At 63.6% G+C, this 15,055-nt stretch carries 16 protein-coding genes; 10 read left to right on the top strand and 6 right to left on the bottom strand.

Features of this window, described 5'->3' with window-relative positions; all coding sequences use genetic code 11:
- Positions 1-61: 61 nt before the first annotated feature.
- From nagZ to tatC, 6 genes are read left to right on the top strand one after another with little or no spacing between them, the layout of a single operon-like run.
- A complete protein-coding gene (gene nagZ / locus SC1_RS10060) occupies positions 62-1,069 on the top strand; it encodes a beta-N-acetylhexosaminidase (protein WP_062180880.1) in 1,008 nt (335 codons plus the stop codon).
- A gap of 6 nt (positions 1,070-1,075) precedes the next feature.
- Complete coding sequence (locus SC1_RS10055; RefSeq protein ID WP_062180877.1) at positions 1,076-1,849, top strand: ScpA family protein; 774 nt, start codon at positions 1,076-1,078, stop codon at positions 1,847-1,849.
- Entirely contained in the window at positions 1,846-2,445 is a 600-nt protein-coding gene (gene scpB / locus SC1_RS10050; protein WP_062180873.1) for an SMC-Scp complex subunit ScpB, read from the top strand. The genes SC1_RS10055 and scpB overlap by 4 nt, the downstream gene beginning before the upstream one ends.
- A gap of 25 nt (positions 2,446-2,470) precedes the next feature.
- A complete protein-coding gene (locus tag SC1_RS10045; protein ID WP_062180870.1) occupies positions 2,471-2,704 on the top strand; it encodes a twin-arginine translocase TatA/TatE family subunit in 234 nt (77 codons plus the stop codon).
- A 29-nt stretch (positions 2,705-2,733) separates the two neighbouring features.
- Positions 2,734-3,126, top strand: a complete 393-nt coding sequence (gene tatB / locus SC1_RS22650) for a Sec-independent protein translocase protein TatB (protein ID WP_062180865.1) — start codon at positions 2,734-2,736, stop codon at positions 3,124-3,126.
- Positions 3,127-3,167: 41 nt separating this feature from the next.
- Positions 3,168-3,923 carry a twin-arginine translocase subunit TatC gene (gene tatC, locus SC1_RS10035; RefSeq protein ID WP_062183913.1) on the top strand — a complete coding sequence of 252 codons (756 nt, stop codon included), beginning with the start codon at positions 3,168-3,170 and terminating at the stop codon, positions 3,921-3,923.
- A 15-nt stretch (positions 3,924-3,938) separates the two neighbouring features.
- Here tatC and SC1_RS10030 read toward each other — a convergent pair whose 3' ends face one another.
- Positions 3,939-4,067, bottom strand: coding sequence for an entericidin A/B family lipoprotein (locus SC1_RS10030; RefSeq protein ID WP_062180862.1), 129 nt, complete (start codon positions 4,065-4,067; stop codon positions 3,939-3,941).
- Positions 4,068-4,288: 221 nt separating this feature from the next.
- The gene (mgtE, locus tag SC1_RS10025; RefSeq protein WP_152682358.1) at positions 4,289-5,740 is read right to left on the bottom strand and encodes a magnesium transporter; all 1,452 of its coding nucleotides are present in this window, start codon (positions 5,738-5,740) and stop codon (positions 4,289-4,291) included.
- A gap of 157 nt (positions 5,741-5,897) precedes the next feature.
- Between mgtE and SC1_RS10020 the strand changes: the two genes are divergently transcribed.
- A complete protein-coding gene (locus SC1_RS10020) occupies positions 5,898-6,344 on the top strand; it encodes a peptidylprolyl isomerase (protein WP_062180859.1) in 447 nt (148 codons plus the stop codon).
- Between the two features lie 94 nt (positions 6,345-6,438).
- Here the strand turns inward: SC1_RS10020 and SC1_RS10015 are convergent, their stop codons facing one another.
- Positions 6,439-7,572: a nitronate monooxygenase family protein gene (locus SC1_RS10015; protein ID WP_062180857.1), complete on the bottom strand. Its 1,134-nt coding sequence runs from the start codon at positions 7,570-7,572 to the stop codon at positions 6,439-6,441.
- A gap of 105 nt (positions 7,573-7,677) precedes the next feature.
- Between SC1_RS10015 and nadC the strand changes: the two genes are divergently transcribed.
- The 3 genes from nadC (at position 7,678) to SC1_RS10000 (ending at position 9,548) form a co-directional block, all read left to right on the top strand.
- Positions 7,678-8,526 carry a carboxylating nicotinate-nucleotide diphosphorylase gene (nadC, locus tag SC1_RS10010; protein WP_062180854.1) on the top strand — a complete coding sequence of 283 codons (849 nt, stop codon included), beginning with the start codon at positions 7,678-7,680 and terminating at the stop codon, positions 8,524-8,526.
- Positions 8,513-9,229 carry a ribonuclease T(2) gene (locus SC1_RS10005; RefSeq protein WP_062180851.1) on the top strand — a complete coding sequence of 239 codons (717 nt, stop codon included), beginning with the start codon at positions 8,513-8,515 and terminating at the stop codon, positions 9,227-9,229. The genes nadC and SC1_RS10005 overlap by 14 nt, the downstream gene beginning before the upstream one ends.
- A 94-nt stretch (positions 9,230-9,323) precedes the next feature.
- The gene (locus SC1_RS10000) at positions 9,324-9,548 is read left to right on the top strand and encodes a hypothetical protein (protein WP_062180848.1); all 225 of its coding nucleotides are present in this window, start codon (positions 9,324-9,326) and stop codon (positions 9,546-9,548) included.
- Between the two features lie 255 nt (positions 9,549-9,803).
- On the opposite strand, the gene SC1_RS09995 is transcribed toward SC1_RS10000, so the two are convergent.
- The 3 genes from SC1_RS09995 to gyrA all read right to left on the bottom strand — a co-directional run bounded on the left by SC1_RS09995 (position 9,804) and on the right by gyrA (position 15,030).
- Positions 9,804-11,876 carry an amidohydrolase family protein gene (locus SC1_RS09995; protein WP_238586647.1) on the bottom strand — a complete coding sequence of 691 codons (2,073 nt, stop codon included), beginning with the start codon at positions 11,874-11,876 and terminating at the stop codon, positions 9,804-9,806.
- A gap of 164 nt (positions 11,877-12,040) precedes the next feature.
- Positions 12,041-12,352 (bottom strand): DUF952 domain-containing protein, encoded by a 312-nt coding sequence (locus SC1_RS09990; protein WP_062180841.1) that lies wholly within the window; start codon positions 12,350-12,352, stop codon positions 12,041-12,043.
- Entirely contained in the window at positions 12,349-15,030 is a 2,682-nt protein-coding gene (gene gyrA, locus SC1_RS09985; RefSeq protein ID WP_238586724.1) for a DNA gyrase subunit A, read from the bottom strand. Before gyrA ends, SC1_RS09990 begins: the two co-directional genes overlap by 4 nt.
- Between the last annotated feature and the right edge of the window lie 25 nt (positions 15,031-15,055).

The raw sequence follows: 15,055 nt of genomic DNA, 5'->3' as shown, positions 1-15,055 counted from the left end.
TGGCATGATCGCAGCTTGGTCATCGTCTGAGGGGGCGGCGATCGATGGAGTTTGATGCACGATGATACCGGCAATTTTCGGCCTTTCGGGCCTGACCCTCACCGATGATGAACGCGCCTTCTTTCGCGACAGCGAACCCACGGGCTACATATTGTTCGGGCGCAATATCGAAAATCGTGAGCAGTTACGGCGCCTGACCGACGAGCTTCGCGATATTGACGGACGGGCCAATCTGCCGATCCTTATCGACCAAGAGGGTGGGCGCGTGGCGCGCATGCGAACGCCGGAATGGCCACTTTTCCCAAGCGGCGCAGCGTTCGACGCCCTCTATGACCGGGCACCCGCGAGCGCGATCGAGGCTGCGCGGCTGAACGCAATGGCGCTTGCTGCCATGTTGTCGGAGGTCGGCATCACCGTCGACTGCCTGCCCCTGCTCGACGTACGCCAGCCCGGCGCGAGCGATGTGATCGGCGACCGAGCACTTGGCAGCGAGCCGATGCGTGTTGCCGCGCTTGGCCGAGCGATCCTTGGCGGATTGCAGGCGGGCGGTGTAGTAGGCATCGTGAAGCATATCCCCGGCCATGGCCGCGCGCTGCTCGATACGCACGAAGCTTTGCCGACGGTCACCGCGGCCGACCGCGATCTGCAGACCGATCTGGCACCTTTTGCGGCGCTGCGCGATGCGGCAATGGCGATGACCTGTCATGTCATCTTCGAGGCCTGGGATCCCGATCGACCCGCGACGCTGTCGCCGGTGGTTATCGATAGCGTCATTCGCCAGCGGATCGGATTTCACGGGCTGTTGATGACCGACGATCTCGACATGAAGGCGCTATCGGGCGACGTTCCCTCTCGCGCCGCAAATGCGATCGCCGCGGGTTGCGACATCGCGCTCAACTGCTGGGCGAAAATGGACGATATGGTGGGGATCGCGAATGCGCTCGACCCGATCAGCACCGTGTCGCGCGCGCGCCTCGAAGGCGCGATGGACCGGATTTCGGGTGACAGCGACGGCCGCGAGTTCGCGACGCTCGTCGATCAGCGCGACGCGCTGCTGGCGACGGCCTGATCGCCGATGGACGAACTGCCGCTCGATTTCGAGATCGTACCGGCAGCGCCCGAGCGTGAAGACGCGCTCCAGCTTTCGTTCGAAAGCTGGGAAGGACCGCTCGATCTGCTGCTGACGCTCGCGCGCGGTCAGAAGGTCGATCTCAAGCAGATTTCGATCCTCGCACTCGTCGAGCAATATCTGACCTTCATCGCAGAGGCGCGTGAGCTGAAGCTTGAGGTTGCGGCCGATTATCTCGTGATGGCTGCCTGGCTCGCCTATCTTAAATCGGCGCTGTTGCTCCCCAAGGACCCGCTAGAGGACCCATCGCCCGATGAACTCGCACTGCGTCTTCAACTGCGCCTGCAACGGCTCGCGGCGATGCGCGATGCGGCGGCGCGGCTGCTTGCGCGCGACCGGATAGGCCGCGACGTTTTCCTGCGCTCGAAGCCAGAGGGACTGCGCGACATCAGGGTGCGACGCTGGGACGCCAGCCTTTATGATCTTCTTTCGGCCTATGGACAGGTCAAGCTGCGCTCCGAACCCGTCGTGCATATGGTCTCGCGGCGCCCGGTCGTCACGCTCGACGCCGCGCTCCATCATCTTCAGCGCCTGCTCGGCGTAAAGCTCGACTGGGCCGAGCTCTCCGATTTTCTGCCAGCGGATTATGACGGGCCGCTCCGCCGCTCGGCGATCGCGTCCAGCTTCGTCGCCGCACTCGAACTGGCACGTCAGGGCCGCGTCGACCTCAGGCAGGACGGTGCATTCGAACCCCTCTATCTGAAGGCCGCATCTTCATGACTCCAATCGACGATCTGGAACGTGCCATAGAGGCGATGCTGTTCGCTAGCGACGAACCGCTCGACGCACGCCAGGTCGCGGGGCGGCTCGGCGACGAAATGACCCCGGGCGAGGTTCGCGCGATCATTCAGACGATCGCTGCGCGTCATGCCGGAAGCGGGATCGAACTCGTCGAGCGGGGCGGCCACTGGCATTTCCAGACGCCGGCCGATCTGGCGCATCTGCTTCGCCGCGAACGCGACGACCCGCGCAAACTGTCGCGCGCCGCCGCCGAAGTGTTGGCCATCGTCGCCTATCACGAGCCCGTCAGCCGGGCCGAAATCGAAGCGATCCGCGGCGTGCAAACGTCGAAGGGTACGCTCGACGTGCTGATGGAAGCCGAATGGATCGCGCCGGCAGGGCGCCGAGAGGTTCCCGGGCGGCCGCTGATATACAAGACGACCGACGCGTTCCTGCAACATTTCGGCCTCACGAGCCGCAAGGACCTGCCGGGAATCGAGGATTTGCGCGCGGCGGGACTGCTCGACCCAGTCGATCTCGCTTTCGAGGAAGCGATGGGCGAACTGGACCTAGTAAAAGACGGCGAAGAGGCCTAGATGGGCCCTTCAAGGAGAATTTGAGATGGGTAGCTTCAGCATCTGGCACTGGCTCGTGGTCGGGATTCTCGTCCTGCTGCTGTTCGGCAAGGGCCGTTTTTCGGACATGATGGGCGATGTCGCCAAGGGCATCAAAAGCTTCAAGAAGGGCATGTCGGAAGACGACGCGCCGACCCCTGCACCCAAGCATATCGAGGGTCAACGCGCACCCGACGCCACGCCGATGCCGACGCCGACGGCCGAGCACGACAAGCTCTGATCGCCAGTCGCCGGCGGGGAATTTAAGCGATGTTCGATGTTGCGCCCACCGAGCTGCTGCTCGTCGTGGTGGTGGCCCTGGTGGTTATCGGCCCGAAGGATTTGCCCAAGGCGATGCGCTTTGTCGGCAAATGGATGGGGAAGGCGCGCGGCATGGCGCGGCATTTCCGTTCGGGCCTCGATACGATGATGCGCGAAGCCGAACTTGAAGAGCTTGAAAAGCAGTGGCGCGAACAGAATGAGGCGATCATGCGCGAATTTCCGCGGATCGACGACATAAACGCGTCACCGGCAACTCCTTCGACGACGCCAACCGAACCGGCGAACAGCGAAGCGCCGACCGAATCCGCGATCGATGAGGCCGCAGCCGCCAATCCGCCAGAAACCCATATAGTACCGCCAAAGGACGGCCCGCTACCGTGACTGGGGAGACTGGGTCCGACGAGGATGGCGCCGGCGGCAAGATGCCGCTGCTCGATCATCTGATCGAACTGCGTTCGCGCTTGCTGAAGTCGCTGCTCGCGATCGGCCTGGCCTTTGGCGTGTGCCTCTATTACGCCAAGCCGATTTTCGGCATCCTCGTCCAGCCGCTCGTCCGCGCGGGGCAGGGCAAGCTGATCTATACGCAGCTATTCGAGGCATTTTTCGTCGAGATCAAGGTCGCGCTATTTGCGGCGATGATGATCGCCTTCCCGGTGATCGCGAACCAGCTATGGAAATTCGTCGCGCCGGGGCTGTTCAAACAGGAAAAGCGCGCGCTGCTCCCCTTCCTGCTCGCGACCCCGATCCTGTTCGCGATCGGTGCCAGCTTTGCTTATTTCATCACCATCCCGATCGCGCTCAAATTCCTGCTTGGATATCAGGGCAACGTCGGCGGCATCACACAGGAAGCCCTGCCGTCGGTCGGCAATTATCTAAGCTTCACGATGCAGTTCATCATGGCGTTCGGCATCGCCTTCCTGCTGCCGATCCTTCTCATGCTGCTCGAGCGGTCGGGGCTGGTAACGCGCGAACAGCTCGTTTCGGCGCGCCGTTATATGATTGTCGCCGCCTTCGCGATCGCCGCGGTCTTTACGCCGCCCGATATCCTGAGCCAGCTATTGCTCGCCGTGCCCTTGGTGTTTCTGTACGAAATGTCGCTGTTGGCGATCTGGTTCACCCAGCGCCGACGCAAAACAGGCGCCGAAGAGGCGCCTGTCGAGCCTCTCGAAGAGGCTTAGGGTAAATTACTAAGATCAGTTGATGGCGTCGCTGCCAGCCTGACCGACCGACTCGATGTCGCGGCCAGCACCCTTCACCGTGTTGCAACCAGTGACCAGAAAGCTTGCCATCAGGGCGAGAAGGATTGCACGGAAGCTCGTCATTTTTCTACCTCTCAGGATTTTTGTGCAAAATGGCCCGGCACGCTTCGAGGGGGGGGAGGGAATGCGGGCCGGGCCAATGTTGCTGAGCAGCGCTGCGGGGGGGCGATGACCGCTGCTCGAAGGGGAAACGACCGATGCATCGAATAAGTTCCCGAAAAAAATCGCGCCGATGAACTTTTTTTCGAAAATTTTTGAATCGCTTGGATTTCAGAGGCTTGCCCTCAGAGTGTCGTCAATCCGCTGAGCACTGCGAGGCCGAGGAAGGCCAGAAAGCCCATGGAATCGGTTGTCATCGTAACGAAAATCGAGCTCGCGACGGCAGGATCCTGATCGAGCCGGTCGAGCAGCAGCGGGATAGCGACGCCCGCCACGCCGGCCACAAAGATATTCACGATCATCGCCGCAGCGATCACCATGCCGAGCTCTGGATTGCCGAACCACAGCGCGGTCGCGGTTCCCGCGATCAACGCGATCGTCCCGCCGTTGAGCAGCGCGATCTTCATTTCGCGCCAGATCGCGCGCCAGCTATTTGAATCGGTGAGCTGGTTCATGGCGAGCGCGCGCACCGTGACCGCAAGCGTTTGCGTCCCGGCGTTGCCCCCGACACCCGCGACGATCGGCATCAGCGCGGCGAGCGCGACCATATGCTCGATAGCACCGCCGAAAAATCCGACGATCGATGAAGCCAGCAGCGCAGTGCCGAGGTTGGCGATCAGCCAGCGGACGCGCGCGCTATATGTTTCGCGGATCGGCTCGTTGATGTCGCCGTCGCCGGCGCCCGACAGGCGCAATATGTCCTCGCCAGCCTCTTCCTGAATGATGTGGACGATGTCGTCGACCGTGATCATGCCGACGAGCCGTCCGCTCTTGTCGACGACCGCCGCGGAAATCAGCGCATATTTCTGGAAACGCAACGCAACTTCTTCCTGGTCCATATCGACCGGGATCAACGTTTGTTCGCGCTTCATCACATCGCTGATCGCGATGTCCCGCGGCGTGCGGAGGATCCAGCTCAACTGGCACGTGCCGACCGGCCTGTGCATCGGATCGACGACGAAAATTTCCCAGAAATCGCTGGCGAGGTCGGCGTCTTCGCGCAGCCGGTCGATTACGTCCCCGACGGTGACATGTTCGGGCACCGCGACGAGGTCGCGCTGCATCAAACGCCCGGCGGATTCTTCGGGGAAGGAAAGGGCGTCCTCGATCGCGGCGCGATCTTCGGGTTCCATCGCCTGGAGGACGGCTTGCTGTTCGTCCTCCTCCATGTCCTCGATGATCGCGACGGCGTCGTCGGTGTCGAGTTCGGATGCGAGTTCGGCGACCTGCTCGGGCGCGAGGAGGTCGATCAGCTCCTCGCGGACATAATCGTTCATCTCCGCCAGCACGTCAGCGGAGAGCATGTCGCCGAGGACCGCGGCCAGCATCGGCCGCTCGTCAGTTCGCGCAAGCTCGAAAAGGTCGGCGATGTCGGCGGGGTGCAGGCGGCCGACGCGCTCGCGTGCGGCTTCGCCTTCGCCGGCTTCGGCCAATTCGATCACGTCGCGAACGAACTCTGGCTTCAGCCGGTCGTCTTCGTCGAGTTCGGTCTCGGCTTCGCGCGGCGTCTGTTCGCGATCGCGGTCGTCGGTGATGACAACATCTTCCGGCGGCAGGGAATCTTCGCGTTTGTCCATCGCGCGGTCCTCCCTGGTCTCTTGCGGCGCCCGAGCCTTGCCCTAGTGCCGCCGCCCGCCGAAGGCAACGCCGCGAACGCCTTTTCGAGATTTAATGCGTGGCTTTGCCGGCTCGCGCGGCTATGGGACCGCCAACATAGACTGCAGGAGTTCTACCATGTCCGACACTCTCACCCTTTCGCTGTCGACCGGCGATGTCGTCATCCGCCTCCGCCCCGACCTTGCTCCGCAGCATGTCGAGCGCATCACCGGCCTCGCAAAGGACGGTTTCTACGACGGCGTCGTGTTCCACCGCGTCATCCCGGGCTTCATGGCGCAGGGCGGCGACCCGACGGGCACCGGCATGGGCGGCAGCGATCTGCCCGATCTGCCGCAGGAATTCAGCGGCGAACCGCACGTCCGCGGCGTCTGCTCGATGGCCCGTGCGCAGAACCCGAACAGCGCGAACAGCCAGTTCTTCATCTGCTTCGACGACGCGCGCTTCCTCGACAAGCAATATACTGTTTGGGGCGAAGTGATCGAAGGCATGGAAAATGTCGACGCGCTGCCCAAGGGCGAGCCGCCGCGCGAACCCGGCAAGATCGTCAAGGCGACCGTTTCCTGACCTGCGTCCCCGCGAAGGCGGGGATACAGAGCGTTCTCGAACGACGTTAGCGCCGATGGCTCTGGGCCCCCGCCTTCGCGGGGGTTCAGTGATGCTAGTCGCCGATGAAACCGTTCAGCCGCTCGCACGCGGCGATCCAGTCCTCCTTGAATTCCTGTACGACCTGTCCGGCGCCCATCGCTTCATTCATCAGTCCGACGCCCTGGCCGACCCAGTAGGTTGCGAGCGCCTTGGCGCCTTCGTGGCCGCCCTCGGACAATTTATCGACCTTGCGTAGCGCGGGTTCGCTGACCAGCGATTGCAGCGGCATCGGCAATGGTTTGGGCGCGCCTTCGGCCTCCCATGCATCGGTCCAGGGCGAGCGGAGCTGGCGCGACGGCTTTCCCGTGCGGCTTTTCGACCGCACCGTGTCGCGCGAAGACGCGGCGAGCATCTTTTCCTTCACAATCGGGTTGGTTTCCGCCTCGGCCGTCGTCAGCCAGACCGAACCGGTCCACGCGCCGTGCGCGCCCATCGCCATCGCGGCCGCCATCTGGCGCCCCGTGACGATGCCACCGGCGGCCAGGATCGGGGTGTTCGCCCCGACCGCTTCGACCGCCGCAGCGACTTCGGGGACGAGCACCATCGTCGCGACTTCGCCGCAATGGCCGCCAGCTTCGCCGCCAGCGACGACAAGGATGTCGACCCCCGCGCGGACTTGCGCCAGCGCATGATCGCGGGTGCCGACGAGCGCCGCAACCGGGACATCATGTCGCTTGCCAAGATCGAGCATCAACTGTGGAGGGACGCCGAGCGCGTTGGCGATCATCTTGATCGGGTGTCGAAAGGCGACTTCGAGCAGCGCCGCGGCGCCATCGTCGCTCATATTATCGCCGAGGCTGGTGCGCGCCGCGCCCGGCGACGCGAGATCGTCGTTGTCGACGCCGTGCTTTTCCAGCAGGCCCGCGACGAACGCCTTATGTTCGTCGGGGATCGCCGGTGCCTCGCGCTGGACTTCTCCCTTGCCCGCAAAGCTGTTGGGTACGATCAGGTCGACGCCATAGGGACGGCCGCCGATATGCGCATCGATCCACGCGAGTTCCTCCTCCAACCGCTCGGGCGGCAGCGAAGCGGCGCCAAATACGCCCATGCCGCCCGCTTTCGAGACGGCAACGACGACGTCGCGGCAGTGCGAGAAGGCGAGCAGGGGGAATTGGATGTCGAGCATCGCGCAGATGGGGGATTGCATGAGGACCTCTCCGATGTTGGCTAAAGTGCCGCGTAGCGTGCATGTCAGCGCCAGTTGACGTAAACGTCAAGTTGATTTGCTGGGCAGGCAGATTATCGCGGGTTCATGACCCAGTTCACGCTCCCCGATTTCGACCTCGATGCCTTTGTCCGCTCCACTCTGGCCGAGGATTTGGGGGCGGGGGGCGACATCACCTCGATGGCCACGATTCCTGCCGACGCGCGTTTCGGCGGAGTGATGGACAGCCGCGACGCGATCACCGTCGCGGGATTGCCGATCGCCGAGCGATTCTTTCGTGCGCTCGAACCGGCCATGGAGATCGAAATATTGGTCGCAGAAGGGTCCGAAGTTGCCGTCGGCAGCGATCTGATGCGCCTGTCGGGCAATGCACGCGCGATGCTGACCGCCGAACGGTCCGCGCTCAATACGGTGCAGCATCTGTCGGGGATCGCGACCATGACGCGGCAATATGTCGACGCGCTTGCCGGAACCGGCGCGACCCTGCTCGACACGCGCAAGACGATCCCGGGCCTGCGGGTGCTCGAGAAATATGCGACGCGCATGGGCGGGGCGAAGAATCACCGCATGGGCCTGTGGGACGCGGCGATGATCAAGGACAATCATGTCGCGGTCGCCGGGTCGGTCGAGGAAGCGGTGCGGCGCGCGGTCGCGGCGGGGATCGCGGATATCATTGTCGAAGTGGACCGCGTCGCGCAGGTCGAACCTGCGCTCGCCGCCGGTGCGACGCACCTGCTGCTCGACAATATGGACGTCGCGGAATTGCGCGAATGCGTCAATCTGGTCGGGGGCAAGGTGCCCACCGAGGCGTCGGGCGGTGTCCGGCTCGACACGATCGGCGCGATCGGTGAGACGGGGGTGACTTATGTGTCGGTCGGGCGGCTGACCCAGTCTGCGCCGGCAGCGGATATCGGGCTCGACTTTGCGCTGGCTTAGCGCCGCTGCGCTGGCGTTAGTGCCGGTCGCGGGGCAGGCGCAATCGCTGGCGTGCTCGGCCCCCGACCGGATAGCGGTGCCGCGCCTCGAACAGCCGAAACGCGGCGAGCCCGTCCGCAAGCCGGCGATCACCGGCTATCTGCTCGCCATGAGCTGGTCGCCGCAGCATTGCGCCGACGTACGCAATCCAAAGGACGCGCGCGACCGTTTCCAATGTTCGGGCGCGAACGGGCGTTTCGGCTGGGTATTGCACGGCTTATGGCCTGAAACCGACAATCCGGGGTATCCGCAGTGGTGCCGCCCGGCGAAGATCGTGCCCCAGCCGGTGTTGAGACAGCATATGTGCATGACGCCTTCGGCGCAGCTCCTCCAGCACGAGTGGGCAAAGCATGGGACATGCATGAGCCCGAATCCTGCCGCCTATTTTCGTTCGGCCGAACTATTGTTCCGCGCGGTGCGATTTCCCGACATGAAAGCGCTCGCTGCAAGGCCGCAGACAGCGGCAAGCATCCGCCGCGCCTTTGCCGCGGTTAATCCGGGCGTGAGCGCCCCAATGATCGCGGTCTCTATCGACCGACAAGGATGGCTCGACGAAGTGCGCTTATGCCTTGGCCCGCGCATGAAACCCGCGCGCTGCAAGCCCTTTCAAGCTGGCGCGAAGGATGCACGGCAGCTTCGCGTGCGTCCCATGTCGACACGTTAAAGCACGCGCGAAAAAGCGTGCCAGTGCGGGACGCCGCCGCGTTAACACTCTTTTAACCTTATCGACTCGTTAACATCGCCCTAGCTTTGGGTTCATGGACTCGGACAATCATATCAATATTCGAACGCGCGTTCGCGAATATGGTGCGCGCCGGTTGGTCATTGCGCGGTTGAATGCACCCGCGGACTGGCAGAGTGAATTGCGGACGGCGCTTGCCGCGCACCGCGAACCGGCGACGATCTTTTCGAACAATGATTTCCGCCTGTTTCTTCAAAGCTTCGCAATCTTCTTTACCGCGGCGATGATGTTTTTGATTTAGCCACGGCTTCGACCGGAGGCGGCCCGTTCGAAGTCGAAGTCGGTGAGTGTGTCGAAAAAGCGGGATCCCGGGTCAAGCCCGGGATGACGAACGGGGAACCGACCGCAAGTTGTCGATAGAGAGGTGCGCCCGAGCTTTCGCCAAGGTGCACTTAGGCAACGCTAGCGTCCGAACATCACCCCAACGCTACACCAATATTGCCGGTAGGCGGGACGCCCCCCGATCTCGCCGGGGGGCGTACGGACGGCCTGCTCTTTATTTTGGCCGACCGCTATACCCCGCCGCCTTGCGTAGCGCGTCGGCGTCCATGACATAGCCGTCGCTGACCACCGTCACGACGCGGCGGAGTGCGCCAAGGTCGGTCGAGGGGTCGCCGTCGACCAGCACCATATCGGCCTCTTTGCCCACCGCGATCGATCCCGTGCGCTTGTCGGCGCCGACGATGCGGGCAGGGATGATCGTCGCGCTCTGAATCGCCTCGGCAGGGGTGAAGCCGGCCTGGCGGTAGATTTCCAGTTCGCGGACCAATTCGATGCCCCAGCCGTCGGTGCCCGCGACGATCGGCACGCCCGCCTTGTGCAGCCGGCCAACCAGATCGACCATCTTCGCATAGCTTTTGCGATAATCGTCGCGCGTCAGCCCCTCGACCAGTGGATAACCGGCGGAGGTAAAGACCGAGCGTTCGATGACGGGCGAGATGATGCCCATATAGGGGGCGTAAGCGGGCTGGGCTTTGCCGCCGTCCTGCGTCAGCATGCCTTCGAAGATGACGATCGTCGGATCGACGATGGTGTGTTTCTTCGCCAGGTCGGCGACGAAGCCCTTCATCAGCGGGGCGTCGAGATCGACATCCTTGAAGAAGCGTGCCGGCCCCTCCATCCGCATCCGCGTGTTCGCCTTGTCGATCACCTCACGCGGCATGGATTCCATCACGACGAAATTAAGATGGGTGAGTTCGTCATAACCCGCCGCGACCGCCTCGCTCGGCTTCATGCCCGCCGGGACATGGCCGTGGACGTGAAGGCCGAGCTTGTGCGCCTCGGCGGCGGCGGGCGCGATCCAAGCCGGGTTCATCGAGGTGTAGAATTTGACGCCCCACAGACCAGCATCCTTGACGCGTCGCACGGCGGCGATCGCTTCTTCGGCGCTGCTGACGACTTCAGACCCTTGCGCTGCCAGCGGATCCTTTTTGTCGACGATGACCGAGATGAAGGGCTCGCCCATCAACAGGGTGCCGTCAGCGCGGCGCTTTGTCGCATCGACCGCGCGGTCGAAGGTCGTTCCCGGGCTGCGGAAGCTGGTGATGCCGTTCGCCATGTTCGACAGCACATCCCAGTCGTCGCCGATATGCAGGTGGCTGTCCCAGATGCCCGGCACCAGCGTCTTGCCGCTGCCGTCGATCCGCTGCGCACCCGCCGGCGCCTTCAGCGATCCTGCGGGGCCGATCGCGGCAATCTTGCCATCCTGCGCCAGCACGGCGCGGCCTGTCAGAAATTCCCCCTTGTCGGCGTCGAACAGCCGGACATTGTCGAACAAAACGGGGGCCTTGGCGGCGGGGGTCAGGAATCGTTTCGCGACCCCCGCAACAGCTTCGGCCGTTGCCTTTTCCTGCGTGTCGCGCAGTTGTTTGAGCGCGCCTTCATATCCCGCGGGAATGACCGAGATGAAACTGATGTCGGCAAAATAGCGCCTATTCTCGTCGAGCCAGACCAGATAGGGCGACGGTAAAATGCCGCTGACGAAAGCAAGCTGGACGGTCTTGGGACCGGTCGGGCCCTGGATCACCTGCGTCGGGCCAAAGGTCATGCGTCCTTTGCCGCTGGGCAGGAAATCGATCCCCGCGTCGCCCGCGGCCGCGAGCGCATCAATCAGAGGAGCGCTGGCGATGCCAACGCCGCCTGCGGGAATGTACCAGCCGCCGGCGGGTGCTTCGCCGCTATCGGTTGCGGTCTTCCAGCTCGCGCGGCCGTCCGCCACGCGATATTCCTCCGCAGCGTCGCCAGACATGGTGACACCGCGCACGGTGGTCGCGGCGATTGTCCCACCGGGCGCGAAGGTCGTGACCTGATCCATCTCGGTGATCCAGCCGCGCAGTTCCTGCGACCAGCGATAGGCGGTGCGGCCGTCGGGAAGCTGCCAGCGCCACTGGTCGCCATGTTTGCCGGCTTCGGACACGACGACATAGTGCGCCGCGTCGGCAGGCGGCTTCAGCAAGTCTTCCTTGGGGACGGGTTTCGATGCCGCCGCGGAAGCGGGAGCTGCGTCATGCGCGAAAGCGGGAACGGTGGCGGTCGAGGCCAGTAGGGCGGCAGTCAAAAGCAGGCGCATCATCGTCTCCCCTGTGCGCGGACGTTGGTAATGTTCGACAATGGGTGGGGAATTTCTGAGCGCGAAGCAAGATGCGACCAACACCGATCGAGCGTCGATGAAAGCCGGTCGCTGTAGGTGTCAGCCTATCCGTCTAACGGCCCCCGCCTGGGCAGGGGCGGCGGTTATTGGTCGCGCCTTTGCAGCCCCACCACCGCATGCATCGGCAATTCGGCATAGATATGCGGAAACAGGTCGCCGCCGCGCGCCGGTTCCCAGCGCACCTTGTCGCCAAGGCAGACGAGGTCCACCTCGGCGATCATCAGGCCGGTCTGTCCGGCGAAATATTTGGCAATCGTGGTTTCGAGCTGCTCCGCGGTCGACAGGTGGATATAGCCGTCGGCAATATCCACCGGTGCGCCGCGGAACACGCGTTCGCGCTCGAAATCGACCCATTGCTGCTGGGTCAGCACCTTGAAGGCCGTCGACGCGGTCATTCGGAGGGCGCCTCGCTCGGGGTTTCGGCTGCGGGCGCATCGCCTTCGCCGACATCCACGCCTTCGACCTCTTCCTCGTCGCTCTCTTCGATCAGCGCGGCTGAAACGACATGCTCGTCCTTCGCGACGTCGAACAGGCGCACGCCCGCCGAACCGCGGCCGATGACACGCATCGAATCGAGCCCCATGCGGATCAGCTTTGCCTGATCGGTCACCAGCATCAACTGATGTTCCTTGGTGGCCGGGAAGCTGGCCACGACAAGGCCGTTGCGCGCAATATTGTCGATATTGGTGATGCCCTGACCGCCGCGGCCCGTACGGCGATATTCATAGGCGGACGAAATCTTGCCGTAGCCATTGGCGCAAATGGTCAGGATAAACTCCTCACGCGACGCCAGTTCGGCCATGCGCTCACCATCGAGCGTCGGTTCGTTCTCATTGTCCTTCCACGGCGCGGCGCGGAGATAGGCTTCGCGTTCGTCGCTGGTGGTGCCGACCTTATGGAGGATCGACAGCGAGATGACCTCGTCGCCGTCGGCGAGCCTCATCCCGCGCACGCCGGTCGAATTGCGGCTCTGGAATTCGCGCACGTCGTCGCCGGCAAAGCGGATCGCCTTGCCCTGGCGCGTGGCGAGCAGAACATCGTCGCTTTCGTCGAGCAGCGCGACGCCGATCAGGCGGTCGTCTTCGTCCTCGCCTTCGAACTTCATGGCGATCTTGCCGTTCGAGGGTACGTTGGTGAAGGCGTCCATGCTGTTACGACGCACATTGCCCTTTGCAGTTGCAAACATGACGTGCAGCTTGCCCCATTCGCCTTCGTCCTCGGGCAGCGGGAGCACGGTCGAGATGGTTTCGCCCTGCGCCAGCGGCAGCAGGTTGATCATCGGGCGGCCGCGCGTCGCGGGCCCGCCCTCGGGCAGGCGCCACACTTTCATGCGGTATACCTTGCCTGCGGTCGAGAAGAAGAGCACCGGCGTATGCGTCGAGGTGACGAACAACTCGGTGACGACATCCTCGTCCTTCGTGGCCATGCCTGCGCGCCCCTTGCCGCCGCGGCGCTGGGCGCGGAAGGTGTCGAGCGGAGTGCGCTTGATATAGCCGTCGAGGGTAACGGTGACGACCATCTCTTCGCGCTCGATCAGATCCTCGTCGTCGATGCCGTCGGCAGCGGGGGCAACGAGCGTCCTGCGCGGGGTGGCAAATTCTTCGCGTACTGCGACGAGTTCCTCACGCATCACGCCATAAAGCTTGACGCGGTCGGCGAGGATCGAAAGCAGCTCCTCAATCTCGGTCGCCAACTCACCGAGTTCCTTGCCGATTTCGTCACGGCCGAGCGCAGTCAAGCGGTGGAGGCGAAGGTCGAGGATCGCCTTTACCTGCACTTCGGACAGGCGATAGGTCGCGGATTCTTCCATCTCGCCCTCGATCGCCTCGACGAGGCGGATGTAGGGGGCGATTTCACCGATCGGCCATTCGCGTGCGAGCAGAGCTTCGCGCGCCGCCGCGGGCGAGTTCGATCCGCGAATGATGCGGACGACTTCGTCGAGATTGCTGACCGCGACGACGAGGCCGAGCAAGATATGCGCGCGGTCGCGTGCTTTCGCGAGTTCGAATTTGCAGCGCCGCGTGATCACTTCCTCGCGGAACGTGATGAAGGCCGACAATATGTCCTTCAGGCCCAGCATTTCCGGGCGGCCGCTGCGGATTGCGAGCATGTTCGCGGGGAAGCTCGATTGCGCGGGCGTGTGACGCCACAGTTGGTTGAGCACGACTTCGGCGGTTGCGTCGCGCTTCAGTTCGACGACGACGCGCACGCCTTCACGGTTTGACTCGTCGCGGATGTCGGCGACGCCCTCGATGCGCTTGTCGCGCGCCGCCTCGGCGATTTTCTCGACGAGGCCCGATTTGCCAACCTGAAACGGAATCGACGTTAAAACAATCGATTGACGGTCATTCCTGCCTTCTTCGATGATATGCGTTGAGCGCATCATGATCGAACCGCGTCCGGTGGCATAGGCGTTGCGCGCGCCGCCCTGGCCGAGCATCATCGCACCGGTCGGGAAGTCGGGGCCGGGGACGATCGCCATCAACTCCTCGAGCGTGATGGCCGGGCCGCCTTCGAGCTGGCGATCGATCATCGCAAGCGTCGCGTCGACCACTTCGCCAAGGTTGTGCGGCGGAATGTTGGTCGCCATGCCGACCGCGATACCGCCCGCGCCGTTGACGAGCAGATTCGGGAAGCGCGCCGGGAGCACCGTCGGCTCATCGCGGCTCGCGTCGTAGTTTGGCTGGAAGTCGACCGTATCCTTGTCGAGGTCGTTCAGCAGCACCATCGCGGTCTTCGCGAGCCGCGCTTCGGTGTAACGCATCGACGCCGGCGGATCGGGGTCCATCGACCCGAAATTGCCCTGACCGTCGATCAGCGGCACGCGCAGCGACCAGTCCTGCGTCATGCGTGCAAGCGCGTCGTAGATCGCGCTGTCGCCGTGCGGGTGATAGTTACCCATCACGTCGCCGACGATCTTCGCCGACTTCTTGTACGGACGGCCCGGAACGAAGCCGCCTTCCTGCGCGGCATAGAGGATGCGGCGGTGCACCGGTTTCAGGCCGTCGCGCACGTCAGGCAGCGCACGGCTGACGATCACGCTCATCGCGTAATCGAGGTAACTGGTCTTCATTTCGTCGACGATATTGATCGGCGAA

This window comes from Sphingopyxis sp. C-1, assembly GCF_001047015.1.
In the GTDB taxonomy this organism is placed as follows: Bacteria; Pseudomonadota; Alphaproteobacteria; order Sphingomonadales; family Sphingomonadaceae; genus Sphingopyxis.
This window is presented reverse-complemented; position numbering and strand designations above follow the sequence as displayed.